The following is a 25406-nucleotide window of genomic DNA, read 5'->3' as shown; positions in this document are numbered from 1 at the left end:
AACAGAGTTTCTGACGTGAAACGCGGTTTCTATCGAACGACACTCCGTGTCGTGTTGGCATTCCTCCCAATCGAGGGCTAGTCGAACGCCGCCACAACCCTCGCCTCGTCAAGACCGTAATCGGCGAGCTGATAGCGGTGCTGGGGTTTGCGGGCGCCGGTCTTGCTCTCCTCGTCGAGGGCCGTCACCGCGGCGCGGGCGTCGTCGGACATCGGCTCCCCCAACGCGGAGTAGACCCGTTCGACCGTGCCCATCGGGTCGTTGCGCAAATCCGCGAAGTCGACGTCGACGAACTGGGACTGGTCGTAACGTGCTCGTGCCGAGGAGAACTCGCGCAACCCACGGGACCAGAGTTCCAGCTGGGTATCCCCGATGGTGTCGCCGACGAAGGTCGTCGACCAACCCGGCGTCGCCTGCTCGGCGAGGCTGCACATCGAGGCGATGATCGTGCTCGGCGCCCGATGCGTCTGGATCACCAAGGCATCGGGGTAGGCTGCCATCAAGGCATCGAGGGCGAACAGGTGGCTCGGATTCTTGAGCACCCAGCGTTTGTCCGGGTCGTTGAGTCCGATCATCTGCAGGTTCCGCTTGTGCCGCAGGTAGGCCGGCGTCCAATCCTGCTCGGACAGCCAACGCGAGTACGTCGGCAGATACGCCAGGGATTCGTAGGAGATCGACATCACGCTCTGCCGCAACAACTGCCAGCACTCCTCGACCTCGGCGGCATCCATGTAGTGCACGCCCATGAACTCGGGATTCTCCACATGATGCTGAGCCAGTCCCGCGTCGATCTGCTGATACACCGGATTATCGGCCCAGGCGTCGCGGGGCGGACGGGGCTGCGGGAACTCCGCCAACCACATCTCGAGTCCCTGATGAGCGGGGTCGGCGGTCAGCAACCGGTGCAACGCGGTGGTGCCGGTGCGGGGCAGCCCGGTGACGAAGATCGGCCGGCGGATCTCGACGTCGGTCTGGCCGGGGTTGGCCTTCCAGGCTGCCTCGCTGAGCAGTCGCGCGATCAGCGCACCCTTGAGGAAGAACCGAAACATCTTGCTGCCCAGTTTGGTCAGCCCGGCCTCGTTCTTGTACGAATCCAACAGGATCGCCAGCGGCTCGAGATAGGCGTCATCACCGAAGTCGTCGAGCCCGGTCGCCCGAGTGGCCGAGGCGTGCAGATCCTCGACGGTCCCCACACTCGTGCGGGGCGCTCCAGCGCCCACCGAGGCGGTGCTAGTCATGGTATTCACCGCAATTCACGTCCAGGGTGTGCCCGGTGATCGCGCTCGCCATCGGCGACGCCAAGAAGACCACCGCCTCGGCGATCTCGTCGGGTTCGGGCAATCGCTTCAGATCAGACTTGGCGGCGGTCTGCTCGTAGACCTGCTCGGGAGTGATGCCGTACTTCTTGGCGACCTCGCCGAAGTACCACTTCAGCTGGTCATCCCAGATATAGCCCGGGGCCACCGTGTTGATGCGAATCCCCTTGTCGCCCAGCTCGGTTGCCAAGGTCTGCGACATCGCCAACAACGCCGACTTGGCCAGTTTGTAGCTGCCGTAACGCGGTTCGGAATGACGGATGACCATCGAGTTGATGTTGACGATCGCACCCCGGGACTCCGAGAGCGTCTTGGTGAACGCCTTGATGACCCGCAGCGTGCCCAGCACGGTGAGATCGAGACTGGCGGCGATCTGCTCGAAGTCGGTGCGAGCCAACGGTTTCATCGACGGCAGGGCAAAGGCGTTGTTGACCACCACATCGGCACGGCCGAATTCGGCGATCACCGAGCGCACCAGCGAGCCCACCGCGTCATCGTCGGTGATGTCGGTGGGTACCACCTGCGAGGTACCGCCGGCGGCATCCACCTCGGCGGCAACCTCTTTCAACCGTGACTCGGTGCGTGCAGCCAGCACCACCGTCGCGCCGGCCGCGGCCGCACGCAGACAGATCGATCGGCCCAGGCCCGGGCCGACGCCGGAGACGACGACGATCTTGCCGTCGAGCAAGCCGCTCATCCCAGCATCCTCTCCGCGAATGCGCGTTGTCGCGCCGCGATCCGTTCCCGCCAGCCGGCGTCATCGATCCGATTGTGTTCGAGATACGGCAGATGGGCCGGCACATCGTCGACGCCGACGACCTGCGCGGTCGGCCCGTCCTCCGGGCGGACCGGGGCGTCGACGCGCTGCCAACGGAACTGCAGGATGCCCGTGGTTCGGCCGGTGGTCTCGATCCAATTGGCCACCCCGGGATTTCGCCTCGATACCACCATCCGGATCATCCCATCCGGATCGACCTGTGCCTGAGCAGAATTCAGGCTCGTCTGATGGTTCACGTAGTCGAGCGAGATGTACCACATCGAGCCGAGCTGGAAACCCTGGTACGGCGCATCGGATTTCGGCACCGTGATGATCATCGCCTCGTCGTCGGCCAGCCGGAAGTGACCGACAGACGAGAACTGCGTGGCCAGTCCGCCCGGTGTCAGTCGCGGTGCGGTGAAGGTGTTCACCGGCTCGTCGAGATAGAACCACTTGGGAAAGTTGAACCAGGTGTTGATCCGCGCGGTCAGCATCTTGCCCGCCGTCGCATAGCGTTTCATCACCCGCGCCAGGTCCGGCTCGTCGGGGGCGGTGCCGATGGTGTCCACGCGTTCGATGGAGATCGAACCCTTCTGCGCGGCCCAGTCCGAGTAGACCTCGCGGACCGCGAGCATCGACGCACCCTCTCCCAGCACGAAATAGCCGTCTGCGGGCGAGTCGACGGGTGGCCCGAAGGTGATCTCGAAGTTGCCGTCGGCGTCGATCGGGATACGCCGGTCGTCGAAGGCGTCGTCCCCGCCGGGGACCTCCGACGGCGTGTAGTCACCACGCAGCACCTGGAAGCTGAGATCGGCGGTGTTGCCCCGGTGTCCGCGCACCAGATAGGTTCCACCACTCTCGATGTCGGCGTGGTAGTACAGCGTGTCCGGGTTGTCCAGAGCCATCTTCGTCGACGGCCCGGTGGAGGTGATGAAGTTCGGGTGACTCGGCTGGCGCGAACGCACCAACTGCACAACTGCCGCGATACTGCCGGCCAGGTAGTCGTAGCCCTCGGCGAGATCCTGTTCGCTCTCCACGAATTCGGCCGATGCGATCAGTGCCTCGGCCGCGGCGATGGCGTCGGTGAGCGGCTTCGTGACGTCGCTGGGGCGGGTGACGGAAACGGGTGTGTCGACAGCCGAACTCATAACCAGGTGTCTCCTCCGGTCCAGGTGAGAAAGTTCTCCAGTTCCGCTTGCGCGGGAGTGACGCGCGGATGCTCGGTCGACAGGTATCCGCCGCGATAGAACAGCAGTGGCTTGTCCTGCAGGACTTCACCGAGGGTGAGCGCGCGGCCGATCACGATGTGGTGGTCGCCACCGTCGGTGACACGCGCGACGTCGCACTCCACCCAGGTCAGCGCGTGCCGGATAACCGGCAGCCCGGCCGGTGACGGATCCCAGGTGACGCCGGCGAACTTGTCGTCACCGGGCGCCCCGAAGGCGGCACTGACGTCCTGCTGCCGGTTGGACAGGACGTTCACGCAGAACTTGCCGGATCGTTCGATGACCGGCCAGCTCCGTGAGGTCTTCTTGGGGCAGAAGAGAACCAGTGGCGGGTCGAGTGACAGGGCGGCAAACGACTGGCAGGCGAATCCGACGGGCCGTCCGTCGTCGTCGAGGGTGGTGATGACGGTGACCCCGGTGCAGAACTGCCCCATCGCGGTGCGGAACTGACGGGAATCGAACTCTGCCGATCCGTAGGGGGTGCGGGTCATATCAGCCCTGGAATCCGACGCTGAAGTCATGTCCCCACAAACTCACCGCGGTACTTTCCCGCGCGATCCAGTCCTTGTCGTTCACTGTTCTTCCCTCGCAACCGAATTCGACGTCGAAGCCACCCGGTGTCTTCATGTAGAAGGACAGCATCAAGTCGTTGACGTGGCGGCCGAGGGTGGCCGACATCTTCACCTTCTTGCGCAGGGCACGGTCGAGGCAGAGCCCGACGTCGTCGGAGTTCTCCACCTCCACCATGAGGTGCACGATCCCCGTCTCGTTCGGTATGGGCAGAAACGCCAGCGAGTGATGCCGGGGATTGCAGCCGAGGAACCGCAGCCACGGGACCTCGTCTCCCTCTTCGCGTCCGACGAGTTGCGGCGGCAACCGCATGGAGTCACGCAGCTTGAAACCGAGGACGTCGCGGTAGAACTCGAGTGCCGCCTTGTCGTCGTCGCAGGTGAGCACCACATGCCCGAGGCCCTGCTCTTCGGTGACGAAGCGATGACCGTACGGACTGACGATGCGCCGATGTTCCAGTGCCGCACCGTGAAACGCTTCGAGTGTATTGCCCGCCGGATCGGTGAAGACAATCATCTCGACGACCCGACGGTCGGCGAGCTCCTCGTCCTTGCCCTCGCGATACACCACTCCGGCTGCCGAGAGCCGGTCCCGGAGCTCTTGCAGCGCTTCGGCGTTCGCACACTCCCAGCCCGAGCTACCCAGGTGATCGCGGTCCGACGGCACGATCACCAAGCGGGCGGGGAAGTCGTCCATCCGCAGGTACAGCGCGCCGTCGGTGGTGCCCTTACCCTCGATCATGCCGAGGACTTTCAGTCCGTACTCGCGCCACGCGGCCATGTCGGTGGCCTCGATGCGCATGTAGCCCAGCGACCGGATGGGGCTGTCACTCATCTTCTCGATTCCTTTCACGGGCCTGCCCGGTTCCCTGGGGTGCGAGCTTCGACGGGTCACACCATCGTGTCGCCGATGGGAATCCCGAACTCGCCGTTGCCGAATGCCACATAAGCGCGTTCGGGATCGTTGGCGGCATGCACCCGGCCGGCGTGTGCGTCGCGCCAGAACCGCTGGATCGGGGTGCCGTTCTCGAGTGCGTGCGCCCCCGAGTTCTCGAAGAGCAGGTCGATCGCGGCGATCGCCCGGCCGGTCGCGCGCACCTGATCGCGGCGGGCGGCGAGCCGCAGTTCCATCGGGACCTCCTCGCCGGCGAGGATCAGGTCGTACTCGGCCTGCAGGTTGCCCGACAGCTGACGCCACGCGGCGTCGATGTCGCTGGCCGCTTCGGCGATTCGCACCTTGGCGAAGGGATCTTCCTTGGCCTTCTCACCGGCGTAGGCGGCACGGACACGCTTGCCCTGGTGTTCGACGTGAGCGTGGTAGGCGCCGTAGGCCATGCCGACGATCGGTGACGAGATGGTGCTCGGATGGATTGTGCCCCAGGGCATCTTGTAGACGGGTGCGGTGTTGCGCTCGAGACCCGGGCTTTGGCCCATGCTCATCGTGCGCATGCTCAGCATGCGGTGACGGGGAACAAAGACGTCCTTGACCTCGATGGTGTTGGACCCGGTGCCGCGCAGACCCACCACATTCCACACGTCCTTGATCGTGTAGTCGCTGCGCGGGATCAGGAAGCTCACGAAGTCGACGGGCTTGCCGTTCTTGATGACGGGACCGCCGACGAAGACCCAGTCGGCGATCTCACAACCCGACGACCACGCCCAGGAGCCGTTGACCTTGTACCCGCCGTCGACGACCTCGCCCATACCCATCGGCGCGTACGACGACGAGATCCGCACCGAGGTGTCGGCACCCCACACGTCTTCTTGCGCCTGCTGGTCGAAGAGCGCCAGGTGCCAGTTGTGGATGCCGATGATCCCGGACACCCAGCCGGTGGAGCCGCACGCGCTCGCGATTCGGCGCACGGCCTCGTAGAAGGTGACGGGATCGACCTGGTAGCCACCCCACTGTTCGGGCTGCATCAACTTGAAGAAGCCCGCGCCCTCGAGGCTCGAGACCGTCTCGTCGGGAATCCGACGCAGATCCTCGGTCTGTTGCGCGCGCTGCTCGATCTCGGGCAGCAGTGCGTTGATCTTCTCGAGGACCTGCTCTGCGGCTTCGCTGCGTTCGCTCGGCATCTCGCCCGCTCCTACTCGTTGTCGCCGGCCTCGGTGGCCGGCCGTGTTACTCGTCAGACTTGAGATTAGAACACGTTCTCATTTATGTCGAGTACTGGGCCTTTGGTGCCAGTACCAGCGCAGATCAGCACCATCCGTGCCGATCGCTCGATCACAATTGAAACATGTTCTAGTATTAGCTCATGCGGTCCGCTCATGTCTGCGGATCCAGCCCACGCGAGTCGAATGACAGGAGACACGGATGTCGGCGACACCTGATACGGCGATCGGTTCGGTACACACGGGCGACGAGCCCGGTATCCGGGAGATCGACACCGGGGCGCCACCCACCCGCTTCGCCCGGGGATGGCACTGCCTCGGTCTCGTCGAGGAGTTCGACGACGGGCAGCCCCATTCGATCCACATCTTCGGCACCAAACTGGTCGTCTGGGTCACCCGCGCCGGTGGTGACGAGGTCAAGGTCAACGTGCTCGACGCCTATTGCCGACACATGGGCGGCGATCTTTCGCAGGGCAGTATCAAGGACGACGGCAACGTCGCCTGTCCGTTCCACGGCTGGCTGTGGAAGGGCAACGGCCGATGCGCCGGTGTGCCCTACGCGAAACGGAACCCCAAGCTGGCCAAGACCCGATCGTGGCCGACGATGATCCGCAATGCTCAGGTCTTCGTCTACAACGATCCGGAGGGTGATCCGCCGCCCGAGGACTGCATCATCCCGGCGCTCGATGAGGTCGGGTCGTCGGAGTGGACCGGCTGGACGTGGAATCGCATCGTCATCGAGGGCGCCAACTGCCGCGAGATCATCGACAACGTCGTGGACATGGCGCACTTCTACTATGTGCACTTCGCCCTGCCCGACTATTTCAAGAACGTCTTCGAAGGCGAGACCGCGGCGCAGTACATGAATTCCCATGGGCGCCCCGATGTCACGCTCGGCACCAACTACGGTGACAGCCGGCTGGAGTCGATCGCCGCCTATTACGGACCGTCATACATGCTCAACCCGATGATCCAGTACTACGGCGGTTATGCCGTCGAGACGATCCTCACCAATTGCCACTACCCCATCGACGCGAACTCGTTCGTGCTGATGTACGGCGTGATGGCCAAGGTGCCGGAGGGACTGACCGCCGAGCAGGCCGACAAGATGGCCAAGAAGATCAGCGCCGGCGTCGAGGTCGGGTTCTTGCAGGATGTCGAGATCTGGAAACACAAGACCCGCATCGACAATCCGCTGCTCGTCGAGGAGGACGGCCCGGTTTATCAGCTGCGACGCTGGTATGAGCAGTTCTATGTGGACAAGGCCGACGTCTCCGAGGAGATGACCGGACGCTTCGAGTACGAGATCGACACCGAGAAGGCACTCGAGAGCTGGGGTGTGGAGATCGAGGAGAACCTGCGACTCCAGCGAGAGGCCAAGGACGCCGAGAACGCATCGGAGGCCGCAGACTCCACCGGCACCTCGGAGAAGGCCGAGGTCTGAGGCCATGACCCGCGCCGCCGAGCATTCCGCGACCACACCGGTGATCGCGGAATCACAGTCGGGCTGGGCCAAGGCGCCCGACTTCGGCGACGACCCGGGCCGACTGGCAGCGGTACATCAGGCCACCGCCCGCGATCGTGAGCACTACCTGCGCGGCGGGATGACCGAAATCGAGTGCCGCAGTTGTCATGCCTGCGTGATGGTCAAGAAGACCAGCCCCTTTCACACCAGTGTGCAGTGGAATGCGCAGGCGAGGGCACGCTGCGACGAGCTCGAGCGAATCCGTCGTGAGGGCGGAAACACCGCGATGATGCCGACCTGTCCGCGGTTGTCGGCGAGCATCGATCACGGTGTGTCCGAGGGCATCATCCCGTCCGAGTCGCCCGAATCCGATCCCGACGGCTACTGGTGATCCGAGCCGTCGGGTCCATCGGACACGCCGGACCTCGAGTCACATATCGATAACATCTCAACCGTTACTCGAGGTCCACATCAGGCACTTGCGTCACTGTGAACACGTGCCGAGTCTTCGTTCCCGTCTGGCCGCCACGGCCTGTGCCGCCCTCATCGGCGCCACGGGTGTGGCGGTCGGTGCACCGGTCGTCGCGGGCGCGCCGGTCGCGTCCGCCGACACCGGGTCGTCGGGGTCGTCGGGCTCGGTGGAGATCTACCTCCCGATTCCCACCCCGGCGGGGCTGCAGGCGTTGAGCGCTGCCATGACCCAGATCGGCAAGCCGTACAAGTGGGGTGGGGTGGGCCCCAACTCGTGGGATTGCTCGGGTTTGGTCCAGTGGGCCTTCGGCACCGCGGGCATCCGGCTGCCGCGGGTGAGCCAGCAGCAGGCCCGCGTCGGGCATGCGATCCCGATGTCGGCGCTGGCACCCGGCGACGCGATCGTCTTCTGGCGCGACGCCAGCCACATCGGCATCTATGCCGGGTTCGGGCAGGTGTTCAACGCCTTCGGACCCAACGGGGTACCGATCGGCTTCACGCCACTTGACGGCATGCCGCCGATCAAGACGATTCGTCGGTTCGGCTGATCGGGTCGGACGAGTCCGCCCGCCGCCCTACCGCCACCCAGAACACCATCAGTCCGACCAACACGACGGCGACGACGGCTGTGCCGATCACACCGTAGCCGGGCTGCATCGTCGGAAGATCCAGGTCGAGGGCCTCGGTGAGTCGCTCGGAGAAGAGCCGTGCGGCCGGATCGCTGATGGTCCACACCGCGGTCACCAACGACACCAGCGCGGCCACGACGACGATGACCGCGGCCGGCCACCGGAATTGCCGCCGCAACCACCCGGCCAGCGCAGCCACGGCGACCACCGCACCGGCGATCACCACCCACAGTCCGGGTCGCCGCGTCTGCCCGTCGAAGAAGTAGGCGACGTCGTCGGCGCTGGCACCCGGGACGCTCACCCGACCCAATCCGGTGATCGAGGGCTGCACACCCTCATCCGAGATGCCCCATTTGACCTGCGCGAAGGCGATCAGGAGCAGACCCGCCACGCAGGCGGCCGGCCACACCAGGGCCGACGATCGTGCCAACCGGCCCGTCGAAGTCATTCCTCCAGCGTGCCATGGGGCCAAAAGGGGTCACGCCCGGCGATCCCGACGGTGCGGTCGAGGATCGGGGCGTCGTCGGGAACCTCGACGACGGGCCCGAACATGCCGTCGCGTTCCTCTTGTGGCTGCGGCGGATGGTGGAAGTCGAAGACGATCGCGGCGACGTCGTCGGGAATCGGGTAGGCGACGCCGATGGACCGCGCGATGTCCCAGCCGTGCAGGACGAGTTCGCTGAGCGCCACCGTTCCCAACACCGAGGCCGGGGCGTCGAAGCCGCCGGCCTGCGTCATTCCCTCCCATGCGGCGCGGTCCTCCCAGCTGCGCACCAGCTCTCGCAGGTTGCCGGTCAGCGCGGGCCACCACGGGTCGGGCAGGGTCTCGTTGCCGGGCGAGGGGGTGGTCGCGGTCAGCGGACCGAATTCCTTGCGTCCGGCCGCGGCGAAGGCCAGGCTGAGTCCGATCGCGTGCCCCAGCAGACCCGACAGTCGCATGTCACCACAGGGTGTCGGACGGTCGAGTTGATCATCGGTCACCTTGGCGGCGACGTCGATCATCGTCACCGCCGCGATCTCGATCTGGTGCGCATACATCCGGGTGTCCTTTCGGGTGGGTACACATCGACTGACCCGGGTCGCCCGCAGAACTCATCGTCGGCGACGCCGTGTTCCGGGTGTTCGGCCTCGGCCGCGATGAGTTTCGACGACGCTGAGAGTCGACCGGTATGTACATCACCAACTTCTTTGTGAAGGGACACCCGATGGCCGAGTACTCCGCCCCGGTGGGCGCACCGATCTGGTTCGACCTGATGAGCAGCGACCCGACCAAGTCCGCAGCCTTCTACGGCGAGCTCTTCGGCTGGGAGACCGAACCGCCACGCGAGGAGTTCGGCGGCTATCAGAACTTCACGAAGAACGGGAAGCGGGTGGCCGGCCTGAGCCCCTACATGCAAGAGGCGGGCGGACCTGCCGACGTCTGGTCGATCTACCTGCACACCACCGATGCCGAGGCCACCGCCCGCGCGGTCGAGGCTGCCGGCGGCACGATCATGGTGCCGCCGATGGCCGTCGGCGACGAGGGCACCATGCTGGTCGGCGTCGACCCCGCGGGCGGAGTGATCGGCTTCTGGCAACCCGGCACGCATGTGGGATACACCGAGCACGGCGATCACGGGACGCCCTACTGGTTCGAGGAACACACCAAGGACTATGCGAAGTCGGTGGCCTTCTACGCCGGCGTCGTCGGCGCACGCATCGAGGAGGTCGGCACCGGTGGCGACCCCAACGCCGTCGGCCCGGACCACTATGGCCAGATGTTCATCGGCGACATGTCCTACAGCGGGATCATGGACGCCGCCAAGCTGCATCCCGCCGAGGTGCCCTCATTCTGGCAGGTCTACATCACCGTCGACGACGTCGACGCCTCGGTGAAGCATGCCCAGGAACTCGGCGGCACCGCGTTGATGCCGGGCGAGGTCACGCCGTACGGCACGCTCGCCGTCATCACCGACCCGCTTGGCGCGGTGATCGCACTCGGCCATCCGCCGAACGGCATGTGATGCCTGACCGAGCTTCGGTGCGAGGCAGCATCACAGAGTGCGCTACCGCACCGGACCGTAGTCGCGGTATCAAGGACAGATGTCGCTCACCTCGGACACCTCGCCGCTGCGAGTAGTCGACGCCGGAAGCCCGCCCGAACTCGAATTGCCGGCCGCAACAGCCATCGCACCGCCGATCATCGCGGTCACCGACGATCCGGGAAGGCTCACTTCCGATCATTGGCTTCGGTGTGCGGCGGTCACGATCACTGAGTTTGACACCGACGACCGTCGTTGTGTACGTGTCGATTCCGTGGAGGACACCCTGTCATCCATTGCGGCACGTTGTGCCCGGAACCCCATCACCGCCGCAATCACCACCGACGTCCTCGCGAGTGTTAACACCGACGGAGACGCCCGCCCCGCACTCGTCACCGAATCCCTCGCTTATTCGGCACTGCAAGCGGGTCCCGAGTTCGCCCGTTGGCTCTGCGAACGAGGACCGTCCCGCCCAGCCATATCGGATGAGGAGCCCCTGACATACGTCCGTGACAGCGATGACCTCTTCATCACCTTCAACAGGCCACACCGCCACAACGCGTTAAACGATGCCATGCGTGTCGGCCTGCTCGAGGCGCTCACCGTCGCACATCTCGACCCCGCGGTGCGGTTGGTCGAGCTTCGCGGATCCGGTCAATCATTCTGCAGCGAAGGAGATCTCGCCGAGTTCGGGCAGTTCGACGATCCAGCATCCGCGCACATCGCCCGTACCCGGCACAGTCCCGCACTGGCCCTGAACGCGCTCCGGCTCCGTATGGACACACATCTCCGCGCGCGGGTGCACGGTCAAGTACTGGGCAGCGGTCTGGAAATGGCCGCCTTCTGCGGGCACATCGTCGCACACCCCGATGCCCGGTTCGGATTGCCGGAATTGGGTATCGGATTGATTCCCGGTGCCGGCGGAACCTATAGCGTCACCCGCCGAATCGGCCGATGGCGTAGTGCATATCTTGTCCTGTCAGGTGTGACCCTGGATGCCGAGGCTGCTCTCCGGTGGGGCCTCGTGGACGAGGTTGCGCCGATGCCGGCGGCCGATGCCGGTCAGGGCACGTCGACGAGTTCATAGAGTGTGGCGTTGGCCGTGCCACCGCCCTCGCAGATCGCTTGCACGCCATAGCGGATGCCGCGATCGCGCATGTGGTAGATCAGCCTGGTGGTGAGAATTGCTCCCGACGCACCCAGTGGATGGCCCACCGAAATCGCGCCTCCCAGTGGATTTACTACGGCCGGATCGGCATCGAACTCCGCTTGCCACGCGAGTGGCACCGGCGCGAACGCCTCGTTGATCTCCACAGCTCCGATATCGGCAATCGACAGACCGGTTCGCTCCAGCAGCTTCGCGGTGGCCGGAATCGGGCCCGTCAACATCATCACGGGGTCCGAGCCGACGACTGAACCGGCCACCAAGCGCACGATCGGGTGCAGCCCGAGCTGTTTCGCGAGTTCCGATGTCATGATCATCACGGCCGCCGCACCATCCGAGATCTGAGATGCATTGCCGGCGTGGATCACTCCATCCTCGCGAAACGACGGCTCGAGTCCCGCAAGCTTCTCCGGAGTGGTACCCCGGCGTACACCCTCGTCCACGGCGAAGACGCCGGACTCGGTGTCGACCGGGACCACCTGCGACTCGAAGTCACCGCGATCGATCGCCTGTGCAGACAGTTCGTGTGAGCGCGAGGCGTACTCGTCAAGTACCCGTCGCGACAGCCCCCACTTCTCCGCCACCAGTTCGGCGCCCAGCCCCTGATCGAGTCGGTCTACGTGATATCTGTCGAGAACCGTCTGTCCGTAGGGAACACCGCTCTGTCGGGTCGCACCGAGCGGCACACGAGACATCGTCTCGACCCCGCCCGCGATCGCGATATCATAGGCGCCCGCGATCACGGCGTGCGCTGCGGACTCGATCGCCTGCTGCCCGGACCCGCATGCACGGTTGATCGTCACACCCGGTATCGATTCCGGCCACCCCGCTGCCAGCACGGCGAACCGCGCGACGTTACTCGACTGGTCACCGAGCTGCGTTACGCAGCCCCACATCACGTCATCAACGGACTCGGGCCTGACCCCCGTGCGGTGCAAGAGTTCCTGAAGCACCAATGCAGACAGGTCGACAGCGTGAACGCCGGCCAGAGAGCCATTGCGCTTTCCGATCGGAGTCCGCACGGCTTCGACGATGACGGCATCGCGGGTCGACATTCGACCTCCCTATCAGACCCCCGCGTTGGCGTCGGCCTTCTTCTTCAGTTCCAGTGCGATGTCGATGAGCTGATCTTCTTGTCCGCCGACGAGTTTGCGATTGCCGGCCTCGATGAGGATCTCGGCCGCCGACACCCCGTAGCGTTCGGCGTGACCCTCGGCGTGCTTGAGGAACGAGCTGTAGCAGCCGGCATACCCCATCATCATGGCCGACCGGTCCACCAGGCACTCCGACGGCATCGCCGGGCGCACCACATCCTGCGCGGCGTCGGCGATCTTCATGAAGTCGACGCCGGTGGTGATGCCCAGCTTGTCGCACACGCCCACAAAGGCTTCCGTGGGTGTGTTACCCGCACCAGCACCGAAGCGCCGGATCGAGCCGTCGATCTGCTGGGCACCGGCGCGGATCGCGTTGATCGAATTCGCCACGGCGATATCGAGATTCTCGTGCCCGTGGAACCCGACCTGGGCGTCATCGCCGAGTTCGGCGACCAGCGCCTGCACCCGCACCGTGACGTCCTCGAGCACCAGCGCGCCCGCCGAATCGACCACGTACACGCACTGGCACCCGGCGTCGGCCATGATCCGCGCCTGTGCGGCAAGGACTTCCGGTGGCTGGCTGTGGCTCATCATCAGAAAACCGACGGTCTCCAGTCCCAGGTCACGAGCGAGTCCGAAGTGCTGGATCGACACGTCGGCCTCGGTGCAATGGGTGGCGATCCGGCAGATCTGGCCACCGTTGTCCTGGGCCGCCCGGATGTCGTCCTTGGTGCCAAGTCCCGGCAGCATGAGGAAGGCGATCTTCGCCTGCTTCGCCGTCTCCGCGGCGGCCTTGATCAGCTGCTGCTCCGGGGTTTTGGAGAAGCCGTAGTTGAACGACGACCCGCCCAGACCGTCGCCGTGGGTCACCTCGATGACCGGAACACCGGCCTCGTCGAGGGCTCCGACGATCGAGCGCACCTCGTCCTCGGTGAACTGATGGCGCTTGTGGTGGCTCCCGTCGCGCAACGACGAGTCGGTGATGCGGATGTCGAGCGTGTCGGAGTACTTGCGGGCGTGTGCCATCAGATCCATTGCTGCCGTGCTCATGCCGGAACTCTCAACTTCTGCTTCGCGATCTCCTCGCCGACCTTGGTGGCGGCGGCGGTCATGATGTCCAGGTTGCCGGCGTACGGGGGCAGGAAGTCGCCCGCACCCTCGACCTCCACGAAGATCGACACCCGGGCGTGACCGCCGTTGAGGACGCTCGGTGGATCGAACTGCGGGTCCTGCAGCAACCGGTAGCCGGGCACGTAGGACTGGATCTCCTTCTCCCGCTTGTGAATCGACTCCGCAATGGCATCGGTGTCGGCATCGTCGGGGATGGCACAGAAGATGGTGTCGCGCATGATCATCGGCGGATCGGCCGGGTTGAGGATGATAATGGCCTTCCCGCGCGTCGCACCGCCGATGGTCTCGATGCCCTTCGACGTCGTGGCGGTGAACTCGTCGATGTTGGCGCGGGTACCCGGTCCGGCCGACACCGAGGCCACCGATGCGACGATCTCCGCATACGGAACCGGCACAACCGAACTCACCGCATGCACCATCGGGATGGTGGCCTGGCCACCGCAGGTGATCATGTTGGTGTTCGGCGCCTCGAGATGCTCGCGCAGATTGGCCGGTGGCACCACCGCCGGACCGACCGCGGCGGGGGTGAGGTCGATGGCAGTGATGCCGGCGTCGGCATACCTCGGCGCATACTCGCGGTGCACATAGGCCGAGGTCGCCTCGAAGATGAGGTCGGGCCTTTCGCTGGAGCCGAGGAGTTCGTCGGCCCCACCGCTCAACGTGATCAGGCCATGATCGGCGGCCCGTTTCATCCCTTCGGAGTCGGCGTCGATGCCCACCATCCACCGGGGCTCGATCACCTCCGAACGTTCGAGCTTGTACATCAGGTCGGTGCCGATGTTGCCCGACCCGATGATCGCTGCGGTCAGCTTGGCTGCCACCTGCGCCTCCTGTTGATTGTTGGGAAAAGTATTGTCGTCGAATCGAAGTCGGCTAATAGAAGTCGAGTGTGACGCTGCCGAGTCCGGCGAACTCGGCCACGAAGTGATCACCCGCGTCGATGTCGATGGCCCGCGTCGCGGTGCCCGGCAGGATCACGTCCCCCTTGCGCAGCCGCACGCCGAAGCCGGCCACCTTGCGGGCCAGCCAGCTCACCGCGTTCAGCGGATGACCCAGCACCGCAGACGAATTGCCCTTCGCGACCACCTCGCCGTTGCGGTGGATCGTGGCGTCGATGTCGCCGGTGTCGATCGCCGAGATCGGCACCCGCTGCTCGCCGAGAATCCAGCCGCACGACGACGCGTTGTCGGCGATGGTGTCACACAGCGTGATCTTCCAGTCCTTGATCCGCGAGTCGATGAGCTCGATCGAGGGCACCACCCACTCGACCGCCTCGATGACGTCCTCATTGGTGCAGCCCTCGCCGGGGAGGTCGGCACCGAGGATGAAGCCGACCTCCACCTCCACGCGTGGGTAGCAGAGTTTCGACCGGTCGATCGGCGTCGACTCGAAGTACTGCATCTCGTCGAGCAGGTGCCCGTAATCCGGCTCGTCGACGTTCATCATCTTCTGCATCGCCTCCGACGCCAGGCCCACCTTGTGACCGGCAACCTTGGCTCCCGCGTCGAGACGCTTGCGGATGTTGATGAGCGCGATTTCGTAGGCGTCGACGACGTCGACATCCGGGTGGGCGTCGGTCGGCCGATCGATCGCCACAGCGGTCACCTCCGCCTGCCACAGGTCGGCCGCGATCTGCTCGCGTATTGCCTGGTCGACGGCCATTCGAGCCTCACTTCCGGTAGGTGAACGTGTTCTAGTTTAGAACATGTTGCAGATTTGCGACATGCCCGGTCGCGTCTCTACTTCGAGCATCTCGATCCCAGCAGTTGACCCCTCGGGCCGCGCGCTGACGACCGCTGACTGAGACCGCACAATCGGATCTCATTTTGTATCCAATCTGCTACCGTTCGCCCCATGAGCGACGACAACGATCCCGGATCCGACGCACTACCCCCGGTACTAACCGATGTCACCGACGGGGTGGCGACGCTGACGCTGAACAACCCGCGCCGCAAGAACGCGATCACCCTGGAGATGGCGCAGCTGATCACCGATTTCTGCGACCGCGTCGAGTCGGATGGGCAGATCGGTGCCGTCATCGTCCGTGCCAACGGCGAGTACTTCTGTAGCGGCGCCGACACGCGCACGCTGGCCGCCGCGTCGTCGGATCCGGCCTCCCCCGATGCGGTCGCCGGCGTGTCCGCGGTCTACGGCGTCTTCGTCCGCATCGGCAACCTGCCCGTGCCGACCATCGCCCGGGTGGTCGGGGGCGCGGTGGGCGCCGGCCTCAACCTCGCGATGGCCGCCGACATCACCGTGATCACCCCGGACACCGTGCTGGACAGCGGCTTTCTGGCGCGCAGCATCCATCCCGGCGGCGGCCATCTCTCGTTGCTCGGAAAGGCGGTGGGCTGGTCAACCACCATCGCGATGGCGGCCTGCGGACAGGCACTGACCGGTCAGGAGGCCGTCGACCGTGGGCTCGCGCATGCCGCGGTCGCCGAAGACGCGATGGATTCCTACATCGCCACTCTGGCCGCGGCCGCTGCCAAGGACCCTGAGCTGACCCGTCGCGTCATGAACAGTGCCCGGCTGGAGTTGGGGCCGCCCGCGGTGAGCTGGTCGTCTGCTCTGGAGATCGAGCGCGGCGTCCAGATGTGGTCGATGTCGCGGAAAGGACAGTCCTCCTGGTCATCTCGCGGTCCCGGAAAGTCATGACCGAAGTCTATGGCCTGCGCTCACAGGTTCGGGCCTTCCTGCGCGAGGAACTCGACGCCGGGACCTTCGAGCCGACCTCCGACAGTTGGATGACCGGCTTCGATCCCGCGTTCAGTGCTCGGCTCGGCCGTCGCGGCTGGGTCGGTATGACCGTGCCGAAGTCCCATGGTGGCCACGGCCGCTCCCCGATCGAGCGGTTCGTCGTGACCGAGGAGCTACTCGCGCACGGTGCTCCTGTTGCCGCGCACTGGATCTCGGATCGGCAGATGGCTCCGGGCATTCTCGCGCACGGCACGGCCGCTCAGCAGCAGCGGTATCTACCCCCGATTGCCGCCGGCGAGATGTTCTTCGCGATCGGCATGAGTGAGCCCGACGCCGGGTCCGATCTCGCCGGGGTCCGCACCCGTGCCCGCCACTGCGACGACGGCTCGTGGCGCATCAGCGGCACCAAGGTCTGGACCACCGGCGCGCACCTGGCGCATGCGATGGTCCTCCTCGCGCGCTCCGACGGAACCACCGAGGACCGACAGAAAGGTCTGTCGCAGTTCATCATCGACCTCCCGAATCCGGACGTCGAGATCCGCCCCATCGAGAGCATCGACGGAGCCGAACACTTCAACGAGGTCATCTTCCACGACTCCCGCGTCGGCCCGGAAGCTCTGCTCGGTGAACGTGGCAACGGTTGGGCGCAGGTCATGGGCGAGCTCGCCTTCGAACGGTCGGGTCCCGAGCGGTATCTCTCGACGATGCCGCTGCTGCGCGCGTGGGCCGATCTGCTGCGTTCGACCGGTGCCACCGACGAGCAGCGAGTCGCCCTCGGGACCCTGACCGCGCGGGCGTGGGCGCTGCGTCGGATGTCGTGGGCGGTGGCCGGGGAACTGGCCGCCGGACGCAAACCCGACATCCTCGCCGCCATGGTCAAAGACGTGGGTTCCACCTTCGAGGGTGACGTGGTGGAAGCCGTCCGCAGTTCCGGTGGGTACCTGGCCCGCAGAACCGGTGGCGATGCGTTTGCCCGACTGCTCGCCCGGAGCATCCTGCACACCCCCGCGTTCACGCTGCGCGGCGGAACCAACGAGATCCTGCGCGGCATCGTCGCCCGCGGAATGGGTATCCGATGAGTGATTCCACAGATGAACTGAGACAAGCGATCACAGGCATCATCCAGCGCGTCGGCGTGGACACCCGGACACCGGCGCGCGCCCCCGACACCGATGCGTGGGATGCGCTGCGCGACTCGGGTTTCACGGCGGTGGGCGTGCCGGCGGACGCCGGCGGCGCGGGCGGATCGCTTGCCGACGCACTCGGCGTCGTCGCCGCTGCCGCCGAACAGGGCGCGTTGCTGCCCGTCGTGGAGCACACCGTCCTCGCCGCCTGGTTGGCCGCAACCACGGGCTACGACCTCGGCTCGGCCACGGCGACGACAGCGGTGGCCGATCACCGCTGTCGTCTGCGGACCGATAGCGGCCGTGCGGTTCTCGACGGTGTGATCGCCGATGTGGTGTTCGCCGACGTCGCCGGCATCCTCGTGGTGCTCATCGACGCCGACGTGGAGTCGTCGACCGTGGTCGTGGTGTCGCTGCGGGATGCCCGGGTGACCGCCGAAGCCGGCACCGACCTGGTGGGAGTGTGCGTGGCAGACCTCACCTTCGACACCTGCCCGGTGCTGCATGTCGCCCCGTCAACCGTCGATGTGCACGAACTGACCAGGAGGGGTGCGCTCGCGTACGCGGTCGCGTCGGCGGGGGCGGCCCGAGCTGTCCGCGGCCGAACCGTGCAACACGCAAGTGATCGTGAACAGTTCGGGCGGCCGCTGTCACGGTTCCAGGCCGTGCAGCAGCACCTGGCTCGGCTGGCCGCTCTGGTGGCGATGACCGACACCGCGGCGTCCTGCGCGGTGGAGGTCGTCGAATCGGCGGGGATGACCCCAGCGTCGGCCGAGATGGCAGTCGCGGCAGCCAAAGTCGTGTCCTCGTCGTCGGCCCGCGAGATCGCCGCGATCGGCCATCAGATCCACGGCGCGATGGGATTCACCGCCGAGCACGCACTCGGGCGATTCACCACCGAGCTGTGGACCTGGCGCGATCGCTATGGCTCCGAGAGCTATTGGGCCGATGTCCTCGCCTCCCACATCCTCGACGACGGAATCGATGTCTGGGATGCGGTGGTGGCCGGGGACACCGGATCACCCGGAGCCGACGGAGCGCCCCGGTGACCGAGACCCCCCACGGCATCGACGGCCGGCGTGCCTGGCGGGCCGCTGACACCGCCGCCGGCAACGGCGCTCTCACGGGTGTGCGCGTGCTGGATCTCAGTCGCGTGCTCGCCGGACCGTTCACCGCACAGATTCTCGCCGACCATGGTGCGGAGGTGATCAAGGTGGAGGGTCCCGCCGGTGACGAGACCCGGGGCTGGGGACCGCCGTTCGTCGAATCAGGCGCGGGCAGCGCCTATTACGCCGGCCTCAACCACAGCAAGGAGAACATCGGCCTGGATCTGGGGACCGATGCCGGCCGCGACATCCTGCGCGAGCTGCTCGCCGGAGCCGATGTGGTGATCGAGAACTTCAAGGCAGGCACCATGGCTCGCTGGGGATTCGACTACGAGTCCGTGCTCACGCGGACCAATCCACGCCTGATCTATTGTCGTATCACCGGATTCGGCGTCGACGGACCACTCGGCGGCCTGCCCGGGTACGACGCCGTGCTGCAGTCCTTCGGCGGATTGATGAGCATCAACGGCTATCCCGACCGTGATCCACTACGGATGGGCGTTCCGATCGTCGACCTGGTGGCGGCGAATCTGGCCGTGCAGGGCATCCTGTTGGCGATGCTGGAACGTGAGCTCAGCGAGCGTGGTCAGCTCGTCGACATCACGTTGCTCGACTCCGTCATCTCGATCCTGCACCCGCACACGGCGAACTGGATCGCGAGTGGTGCCGTACCGACACGCACGGGTGATGTCCACCCGACCGTGGTGCCGTATCAGGTGTTCGCCGCCAAGGACGGCGACTTCTTCGTCAGCGCCGCCAACGATCGTCAGTTCCGTTCGCTGGTCACCGTGTTGGGTCTATCGGAGCTCGGTTCGGATCCACGGTTCGCCACCAACGCGGACCGGCACGCGCATCGCGACGAGCTGATCGAGGCACTGTCTGCCCGTATCGCCGAACGTGATCGTGAGGACCTGGCATCGGCGCTGGAGAAGGTGGGCGTGGCGGCCAGTGCGGTGCACACCGTCGACGAGGCGCTGCAGTCCGAACAGGTCCGGCATCGCGGGCTTTTCCTCGAGACCGACGAGTATCGCGGTATCGGCGTCCCGATCACGTTGAGCCGCTCTGGCTATCGGACTCCACGTCCGGCGGTGCCGCGCGGCCAGGACACCCGTGGCATCCTGGGAGCAATGGGATTCACCGTCGAGGAGATCAATGCACTGATCGCCGACGGTATCGCGATCGACGCTCCACCGGCGGAAGATGCTCGGTGACAACGCAACCGGACCAGACGATGGGCCGAGCGGCCGGACGCGTCGTCGGCGAGATCGAACAGCTCATCGTCACCGGCGAACTCCTCCCCGGTCAACCCATCCGGCAGGAGTCGATGGCCCGGCGTCTCGGCGTGAGCCGCCTACCCATCCGCGAAGCCCTCCGGCACCTCACCGCGGCGGGTCTCGTCGTCCATGAGCCCAACGTCGGGTATGCCGTTGCGCGCCTTGAGCAATCCGACTTCGATCAGATCTATCTCATGCGCGCCGCCCTCGAACGCGAAGTACTGCTGAGCCTTCCGCTGCCCGCCGGGCCAGACCTCGACCGTGTGCGGCAGCTCGGTTTGCGCGTCGCCGAGGCCGCCGAGGCCGGGGACGTGCTCGAGATGCGGTTGCGCAACCAGGACTTCCATTTCGCCATGTTCGACCGCTCGCCGCTGAACCTCGTCGTCGGCGAGCTTCGCCGCCTCTGGACCATGGCGATGCCGTATCACGCCGTCTACCTCCATGACCCGGTCGCCCGACGGCGAGTGCTCGACGAGCACGAGCACATCGTCGAGGCGTACGCCGCGGGCAACGGCGCACTGCTCGTGGAACTCATGAATCGGCACCGCCAGGGCGGGGAGTCGGGTACGGGGTTGTTGCTGGGGGCCACCCGACGACCCTAAACATGGGATGTTAGGTTCTTTCCATGTCGCTGATCGCCCCACCACCGCGCACGAGTTCGCTCGTCGTCGACCGAATGCACCAGCTGATCGCCGACGGCGACTGGCCGGTGGGCAGCCGCATCCCCGCCGAACCGGAGCTCGTCGCGCTATTCGGAGTCGGCCGCAACACCATCCGGGAAGCGGTCCGAGCACTGGAACACGCCGGGCTCCTGGCGCCCCGGCGTGGCGACGGCACCTACGTACGCAGCGCGAATGTGCTCACCGAGGCGATCGCCCGGTGCACTAACGAGTCCGAGTTGATGGACCTGCTCACCACTCGACGGGCACTCGAATCGGAGGCGGCGGCACTGGCCGCTGACAGCATCACGGCCACGGACCTCGAAGGTCTACGCGAGCTCCTGGCCACGGCAGATGCCGCTCTGTCGTCCGGTGATGTCGACCGGTACGCCGTCGCCGACGTCGCATTTCACCACGCACTCGTGGCCGCTTCGGGCAACCGGCTGCTCATCTCCCTCTACGAAGGTGTCGGAGAGGTGATCGCCCGCCACCACGCCGCTCTGGTCGCTACGTCGGTCCGGGACAGACGCAACCCGGCCGGCCACGCCGAGGTCATCGACGCCATCGCCAGCGGCGACCGGCTACGCGCCCGGGATGCGGTGTACAGCTACGTCGACGACGCGATCGCGGGTCTGCAATGACGGCAACGCGAGGGGATCGGACGCACGCACAGACCCGCTCGAGCCTGCTGACGATCGTCACCGCGGCGGGAATCATGCTGGTGGCCGCCAACTTACGACCTGCGGTGGTCGCAGTGGCGCCGTTGATCGACGACATCAGCGCCGAGGAGGGATTCAGCAGCGCCACGGCCGGGATGCTCACCACCCTGCCGGTGTTGTTCTTCGGCCTCAGCGCACCTGTCGCGCCCAGGCTGGCCGCACGATTCGGTATCGAACGAACGATCTTCGGCTCGATGATCCTTCTCATCGCCGGCATTCTGCTGCGCTGGGTGCCCAATGCCACAGCACTTTTCGCCGGCTCGGCGATCATCGGTGTCGCCATCGGCATCTGCAATGTGGTGCTGCCGGCACTGATCAAACGCGACTTCGCGCATCGGTCCGGCTTGATGACGGGTCTCTACTCGATGACGCTGTCCGGCGGTGCCGCGGTCGCCGCGGCGGTGACCATCCCCATCGACGACGCCTTCGACGGGAACTGGCGCCTGACGCTGGCGTCGTGGGCGGTCCTCGCGGTGATCGCGCTCGTGATCTGGCTGCCGCAACTGACCCGGATGCACGTGGTCGTGCCCGTGAGCGGTGGCAGCCTCTGGACCAATCGGGTGGCGTGGGCGGTCACCGCGTTCATGGGTGCGCAGTCGTTGGTGTTCTACACCTTCACGGCCTGGCTACCGGCCTATCTGGTGGATCAGGGACATTCACGCGGTGAGGCAGGATTGATCCTGGCCGCAGGTCAGGTCGTCGCCCTCACGGCGTCGCTGGTCGCGCCGATCATCGCCGGCCGATTCGCCGACCAACGGCTCATCACCTTCATCGTCGTCGCGGTCAGCGCCGTCGGATTGATCGGCCTGATCACGACCGACGGCCTGGTGGTCCTGTGGATCGTGCTGGTGCTGATCGGTCCCGGTTCATCCATCGGACTTGCGTTGCTGTTCATGGTGTTACGGAGTCGCGATTCCGAGCAGACCGGCCGGGTGTCGGGAATGGCCCAATCCGTGGGGTATGTCCTGGCCGCCGTCGGCCCTATCGCGCTCGGCGCCATTCATGACTGGACACACTCGTGGACAACGGCTTTCTGCGTGCTCCTTGCCGGTCTCGCCGTACAGGCCGGAGCTACCACGCTCGCGGCGAAGGATGTACAGATGACGGCGTGATGCGCACCCTTACGCCACCTTGCGTGGGCCCTTGCCTACATTCCTTTCCGGAGGTTCCAGCACAGCCAAATCAATGTGGGATCGCGATGCAGATGGTGATCAGCACGATCCCCACGCCCGCGGTGAACTGCACGACACACAGACCACCGTCGTAAGTGTGTCGAGCCTTGGCGCCGCTTCCCAAGACCTCGGCCACCACAGAGACGAGGAGTGCGAACACGCATGCACCACGGGGATCGAGGCGATCAGCATGCAGAACTTGATCGTCGCCGCCAAGTTCGAACCCTTCCCTCGTGATCGTCAGACTGCCCTCACGACAAGGTGCGCGCTCGCGCCAACAGTTGATAGCCGTTGGTCGTCGTCTGCCACCACGCAACAATGAATGCCGCGATAAAGTACGCGACCGAGAAGGCCACAAGCGCCACTTGTTGTGTCCGCTCACCCCCTGTCAACGAGTTGGTGTCTTCGGCAACCGTCCATGCGCTGACCTCGCCGATCACGCGACCGATAGTGCCACCGTTGGAGAGCGCCAGCGCGAATGCGCCCCCAGCGATCCAGTCCGAGAACACCGAGATTCTGCGCCATTGCACTTCTGATTGCCGGCCTCCCGTCTGAGAACCCTCCGGATTCCCCGCCTCTCCTGGAGCCTTCCCCGGCAGCCCGATGAGAAAGCCGAGGAGTGCACCAAGTGATGCGGCAGCAAGTTCGACTGCAAGCCACGCTGCCAGATCACGCACACTCCACCACGTTGCCAGTGCTGTCGCGATCAGCGAAACGGAGATGAGTACGCCTACCAGCTTTCGCGCTGGGAATCTGCCTATGGCTGATAATACGGTGCTCACGAGGCGGCTCCCGAGGCAGAAGCCCCATCCTTCTCCGGAAGGACGATCCAGTTCTTGAGCGTCGCGCATAGGTCATCGGACGCGTTGATCTCGCCCATCCCCGCGGTCGCGACCTTGTTCAGTTTCGATACGAGTCGCCGACCACCAAATCGCGTGATAGGCCCTCGAAAGCGGCCTAACCATTTGACACCCTCCATCCGTCTTTGGATGAACATCATTACAGTGTCGACCAGAACGCGCACTTCAGGCGGAATGTCCCAGTCCTCGCCATCGCCGTACCACATTAGCCTCAATCTTTCGTGAGGTGGCGGTCCCTTGTTGAGTGGCCCGGATGAGTGGTCTGAGGACTGAATTCCGGGTGTGGACCGTGGCGTGTTGCCCGAGGCGTCGGTGGGCGTCGGGGTTCACGGTCCCGAGGTGAAGCATCCTTTCTGGATCGATGATCGGATCGGGCCTGGTGGTCAGGCCGGCGCGGGAAGCGCTGCGAGTCTGGCTATTCCGTCGAGCAGGAGGTCGACGTGGGGTGCGTGGGCAGCGAGTTTCAACCGGGTTCGCCGCGCGTGGCGGGTGATCTTGGCGGCGATCGCGAACAGGCGATGGCGCAGTCGTTTGGGTTCCCACCGGCGGGCGGGGTGATCGGTGAACGCGAGCATCTGGGTCCAGGCGATCAAGTCGCAGGCGAGCATCACGATGGCACACCAGATGCGGTTGGCGTCGAATCCGTGCAACGGAAGGTTCGTCAGGCCACAGTCTTTGGCCGTGCGGATACGATCTTCGCAGCGTGCCCGACGCCGGTGACGTAGCTCGAGTGTGGCGAGTTGACCACGGCTGGTGTTGGTGGCAAATGCGGTGAGCCGCAACCCATCGTGGTCGGTGAACCGTAACTGCGCACCGGGATGCGGGCGCTCCTTGCGGACGATCACCCGCATCCCGGCAGGCCAGCCCGCCAGGTCGATCAGCCCGGTCAACTCGGCCACCCATGCCCCGTCGCGTTGCACGCCGTCAGCGTCGTAGGCCGGCGTCCACGCCTCGGGGCTGATGCGGTCGATAGCGGCCGCGGTCGTCTCGGTCAGTCCGAACCCCACCGAGTAGGCCAGGCGCCGGCGGGTGAGGTAGTCGAGGAAGTCGTGGGTGCCGCCGGCTGAGTCGGTACGCACCAGCACCGACTTACCGACCCGATACCCGTGCACCTGCGGTAGCTGCTCGAGTGCGGCGGCGGTGACCGCGATGTGATCGGCAGCTGTGTTTGCACCAGCATTACCCGGTCGCAACTCGATCGCCAGGGGTTCGCCGGTGCCCTCGCTGCCGTGATCGACAAACGCGCACAACGGGTGAAACCCGAACCCCCGCTTGTAGGTTGGTGCCGCATCCTCTTTCTCTGAATGCGCAGTGACCAAGGTGGCGTCGAGGTCGAGGATCATCGGATCATCGACGTCGACGTCATGATCGGGAGCAGCGGTACCGGCTGCCGACCAGCACGCTGCCCGCGCGCCGGCGCGGGCAGTCGTGATCGCCGACAGTGCCGCCGGCACATCATCAGCCAACGTCGAGATCAGTCGTGACACCGTGGGGTCAGAGGCGACCTGACCGAACACCGCCGGGTCGGCGCGCAACTGGTTGATGTCAGCCAAACAGTCGCCACCGATCACGACGGCCACGGCCAGATCAGCGATGATCTTGCCCGGGTCATGGGTCGCAAGGGGTTTACGCCACGGCGCCAACGCTTCGGACAATCGGCTGGTCAGACCCGTTTTCTCCGCGGCCCGCAGGACCACCATGGCGCCGACGTGCGACACCACCCCGGTTCCGGTGCCATCTGCAGACAGCATGGGGTAGGGCGACGTAGACTTACCCACCTGAATGGTGCTCCTCGATCTGGTCCGATTGATACCTTCGCAAGTTCAATCATCC

27 protein-coding genes are annotated in these 25406 nt (G+C 65.5%); 12 read left to right on the top strand and 15 right to left on the bottom strand.

Going from position 1 to position 25406, the window contains the following annotated elements; all coding sequences use genetic code 11:
- Positions 1 to 77 precede the first annotated feature (77 nt).
- Genes GBRO_RS04565 through hsaA form a run of 6 tightly spaced genes read right to left on the bottom strand, consistent with a single transcriptional unit; the run spans position 78 to position 5944 of the window.
- Complete coding sequence (locus tag GBRO_RS04565) at positions 78 to 1238, bottom strand: sulfotransferase family protein (RefSeq protein WP_012832817.1); 1161 nt, start codon at positions 1236 to 1238, stop codon at positions 78 to 80.
- Positions 1231 to 2013 (bottom strand): SDR family oxidoreductase, encoded by a 783-nt coding sequence (locus GBRO_RS04560; protein WP_012832816.1) that lies wholly within the window; start codon positions 2011 to 2013, stop codon positions 1231 to 1233. The genes GBRO_RS04565 and GBRO_RS04560 overlap by 8 nt, the downstream gene beginning before the upstream one ends.
- The gene (locus tag GBRO_RS04555; RefSeq protein ID WP_012832815.1) at positions 2010 to 3221 is read right to left on the bottom strand and encodes a hypothetical protein; all 1212 of its coding nucleotides are present in this window, start codon (positions 3219 to 3221) and stop codon (positions 2010 to 2012) included. The genes GBRO_RS04560 and GBRO_RS04555 overlap by 4 nt, the downstream gene beginning before the upstream one ends.
- Positions 3218 to 3790, bottom strand: coding sequence for a 3-hydroxy-9,10-secoandrosta-1,3,5(10)-triene-9,17-dione monooxygenase reductase subunit (gene hsaB / locus GBRO_RS04550; RefSeq protein ID WP_012832814.1), 573 nt, complete (start codon positions 3788 to 3790; stop codon positions 3218 to 3220). Before hsaB ends, GBRO_RS04555 begins: the two co-directional genes overlap by 4 nt.
- A 1-nt stretch (position 3791) precedes the next feature.
- Positions 3792 to 4703, bottom strand: a complete 912-nt coding sequence (gene hsaC, locus GBRO_RS04545; protein ID WP_012832813.1) for an iron-dependent extradiol dioxygenase HsaC — start codon at positions 4701 to 4703, stop codon at positions 3792 to 3794.
- Between the two features lie 56 nt (positions 4704 to 4759).
- The gene (hsaA, locus tag GBRO_RS04540; RefSeq protein WP_012832812.1) at positions 4760 to 5944 is read right to left on the bottom strand and encodes a 3-hydroxy-9,10-secoandrosta-1,3,5(10)-triene-9,17-dione monooxygenase oxygenase subunit; all 1185 of its coding nucleotides are present in this window, start codon (positions 5942 to 5944) and stop codon (positions 4760 to 4762) included.
- A gap of 241 nt (positions 5945 to 6185) precedes the next feature.
- On the opposite strand from hsaA, the gene GBRO_RS04535 reads away from it, so the two are divergent.
- The 3 genes from GBRO_RS04535 (at position 6186) to GBRO_RS04525 (ending at position 8467) form a co-directional block, all read left to right on the top strand.
- A complete protein-coding gene (locus tag GBRO_RS04535) occupies positions 6186 to 7427 on the top strand; it encodes a Rieske 2Fe-2S domain-containing protein (protein ID WP_012832811.1) in 1242 nt (413 codons plus the stop codon).
- Positions 7428 to 7431: 4 nt separating this feature from the next.
- A complete protein-coding gene (locus GBRO_RS04530) occupies positions 7432 to 7839 on the top strand; it encodes a hypothetical protein (protein WP_012832810.1) in 408 nt (135 codons plus the stop codon).
- Positions 7840 to 7945: 106 nt separating this feature from the next.
- The gene (locus tag GBRO_RS04525; protein ID WP_012832809.1) at positions 7946 to 8467 is read left to right on the top strand and encodes a C40 family peptidase; all 522 of its coding nucleotides are present in this window, start codon (positions 7946 to 7948) and stop codon (positions 8465 to 8467) included.
- On the opposite strand, the gene GBRO_RS04520 is transcribed toward GBRO_RS04525, so the two are convergent.
- Positions 8442 to 8996, bottom strand: a complete 555-nt coding sequence (locus GBRO_RS04520) for a hypothetical protein (protein WP_012832808.1) — start codon at positions 8994 to 8996, stop codon at positions 8442 to 8444. The genes GBRO_RS04525 and GBRO_RS04520 overlap by 26 nt on opposite strands.
- Complete coding sequence (locus tag GBRO_RS04515) at positions 8993 to 9586, bottom strand: TIGR03086 family metal-binding protein (protein ID WP_012832807.1); 594 nt, start codon at positions 9584 to 9586, stop codon at positions 8993 to 8995. Before GBRO_RS04515 ends, GBRO_RS04520 begins: the two co-directional genes overlap by 4 nt.
- A gap of 167 nt (positions 9587 to 9753) precedes the next feature.
- Here GBRO_RS04515 and GBRO_RS04510 point away from each other — a divergent pair, with 167 nt between their 5' ends.
- Positions 9754 to 10551 (top strand): VOC family protein, encoded by a 798-nt coding sequence (locus GBRO_RS04510; RefSeq protein ID WP_041920224.1) that lies wholly within the window; start codon positions 9754 to 9756, stop codon positions 10549 to 10551.
- Between the two features lie 79 nt (positions 10552 to 10630).
- Positions 10631 to 11656, top strand: coding sequence for an enoyl-CoA hydratase/isomerase family protein (locus GBRO_RS04505; protein WP_012832805.1), 1026 nt, complete (start codon positions 10631 to 10633; stop codon positions 11654 to 11656).
- Here GBRO_RS04505 and GBRO_RS04500 read toward each other — a convergent pair.
- The 4 genes from GBRO_RS04500 to GBRO_RS04485 are packed head-to-tail and all read right to left on the bottom strand — an operon-like array spanning position 11632 to position 15621.
- Positions 11632 to 12789, bottom strand: coding sequence for a thiolase family protein (locus GBRO_RS04500; RefSeq protein ID WP_012832804.1), 1158 nt, complete (start codon positions 12787 to 12789; stop codon positions 11632 to 11634). The two genes, GBRO_RS04505 and GBRO_RS04500, sit on opposite strands and share 25 nt — an antisense overlap.
- Positions 12790 to 12801: 12 nt before the next feature.
- Entirely contained in the window at positions 12802 to 13878 is a 1077-nt protein-coding gene (dmpG, locus tag GBRO_RS04495) for a 4-hydroxy-2-oxovalerate aldolase (protein ID WP_012832803.1), read from the bottom strand.
- Positions 13875 to 14780: an acetaldehyde dehydrogenase (acetylating) gene (locus tag GBRO_RS04490; RefSeq protein ID WP_012832802.1), complete on the bottom strand. Its 906-nt coding sequence runs from the start codon at positions 14778 to 14780 to the stop codon at positions 13875 to 13877. The genes dmpG and GBRO_RS04490 overlap by 4 nt, the downstream gene beginning before the upstream one ends.
- Positions 14781 to 14832: 52 nt before the next feature.
- Entirely contained in the window at positions 14833 to 15621 is a 789-nt protein-coding gene (locus GBRO_RS04485; protein WP_012832801.1) for a 2-keto-4-pentenoate hydratase, read from the bottom strand.
- Between the two features lie 192 nt (positions 15622 to 15813).
- Between GBRO_RS04485 and GBRO_RS04480 the strand changes: the two genes are divergently transcribed.
- From GBRO_RS04480 to GBRO_RS04450, 7 genes are read left to right on the top strand one after another with little or no spacing between them, the layout of a single operon-like run.
- Positions 15814 to 16617: an enoyl-CoA hydratase-related protein gene (locus tag GBRO_RS04480; protein ID WP_012832800.1), complete on the top strand. Its 804-nt coding sequence runs from the start codon at positions 15814 to 15816 to the stop codon at positions 16615 to 16617.
- The gene (locus tag GBRO_RS04475) at positions 16614 to 17738 is read left to right on the top strand and encodes an acyl-CoA dehydrogenase family protein (protein ID WP_012832799.1); all 1125 of its coding nucleotides are present in this window, start codon (positions 16614 to 16616) and stop codon (positions 17736 to 17738) included. The genes GBRO_RS04480 and GBRO_RS04475 overlap by 4 nt, the downstream gene beginning before the upstream one ends.
- A complete protein-coding gene (locus GBRO_RS04470; protein WP_012832798.1) occupies positions 17735 to 18832 on the top strand; it encodes an acyl-CoA dehydrogenase family protein in 1098 nt (365 codons plus the stop codon). Before GBRO_RS04475 ends, GBRO_RS04470 begins: the two co-directional genes overlap by 4 nt.
- The gene (locus GBRO_RS04465; RefSeq protein ID WP_012832797.1) at positions 18829 to 20100 is read left to right on the top strand and encodes a CaiB/BaiF CoA transferase family protein; all 1272 of its coding nucleotides are present in this window, start codon (positions 18829 to 18831) and stop codon (positions 20098 to 20100) included. The genes GBRO_RS04470 and GBRO_RS04465 overlap by 4 nt, the downstream gene beginning before the upstream one ends.
- Positions 20101 to 20120: 20 nt before the next feature.
- Entirely contained in the window at positions 20121 to 20765 is a 645-nt protein-coding gene (locus tag GBRO_RS04460; protein WP_012832796.1) for a GntR family transcriptional regulator, read from the top strand.
- A 23-nt stretch (positions 20766 to 20788) separates the two neighbouring features.
- Positions 20789 to 21463 (top strand): FadR/GntR family transcriptional regulator, encoded by a 675-nt coding sequence (locus GBRO_RS04455; RefSeq protein ID WP_012832795.1) that lies wholly within the window; start codon positions 20789 to 20791, stop codon positions 21461 to 21463.
- On the top strand, positions 21460 to 22653 hold the full coding sequence (locus GBRO_RS04450; protein ID WP_012832794.1) for a CynX/NimT family MFS transporter: 1194 nt from the start codon (positions 21460 to 21462) through the stop codon (positions 22651 to 22653). The genes GBRO_RS04455 and GBRO_RS04450 overlap by 4 nt, the downstream gene beginning before the upstream one ends.
- Positions 22654 to 22723: 70 nt before the next feature.
- On the opposite strand, the gene GBRO_RS26245 is transcribed toward GBRO_RS04450, so the two are convergent.
- The 3 genes from GBRO_RS26245 to GBRO_RS04435 form a co-directional block, all read right to left on the bottom strand.
- Positions 22724 to 22873, bottom strand: coding sequence for a hypothetical protein (locus GBRO_RS26245; protein ID WP_012832793.1), 150 nt, complete (start codon positions 22871 to 22873; stop codon positions 22724 to 22726).
- 91 nt (positions 22874 to 22964) lie between these two features.
- Complete coding sequence (locus GBRO_RS25900) at positions 22965 to 23390, bottom strand: hypothetical protein (RefSeq protein WP_147290622.1); 426 nt, start codon at positions 23388 to 23390, stop codon at positions 22965 to 22967.
- Positions 23391 to 23956: 566 nt separating this feature from the next.
- Complete coding sequence (locus GBRO_RS04435) at positions 23957 to 25351, bottom strand: IS1380 family transposase (protein ID WP_012832790.1); 1395 nt, start codon at positions 25349 to 25351, stop codon at positions 23957 to 23959.
- Between the last annotated feature and the right edge of the window lie 55 nt (positions 25352 to 25406).

Source organism: Gordonia bronchialis DSM 43247, from assembly GCF_000024785.1.
Classification (GTDB): Bacteria; Actinomycetota; Actinomycetes; order Mycobacteriales; family Mycobacteriaceae; genus Gordonia; species Gordonia bronchialis.
Note: the sequence above shows the minus strand (reverse complement) of the source record. Positions and strands in the feature narration are given on the sequence as shown.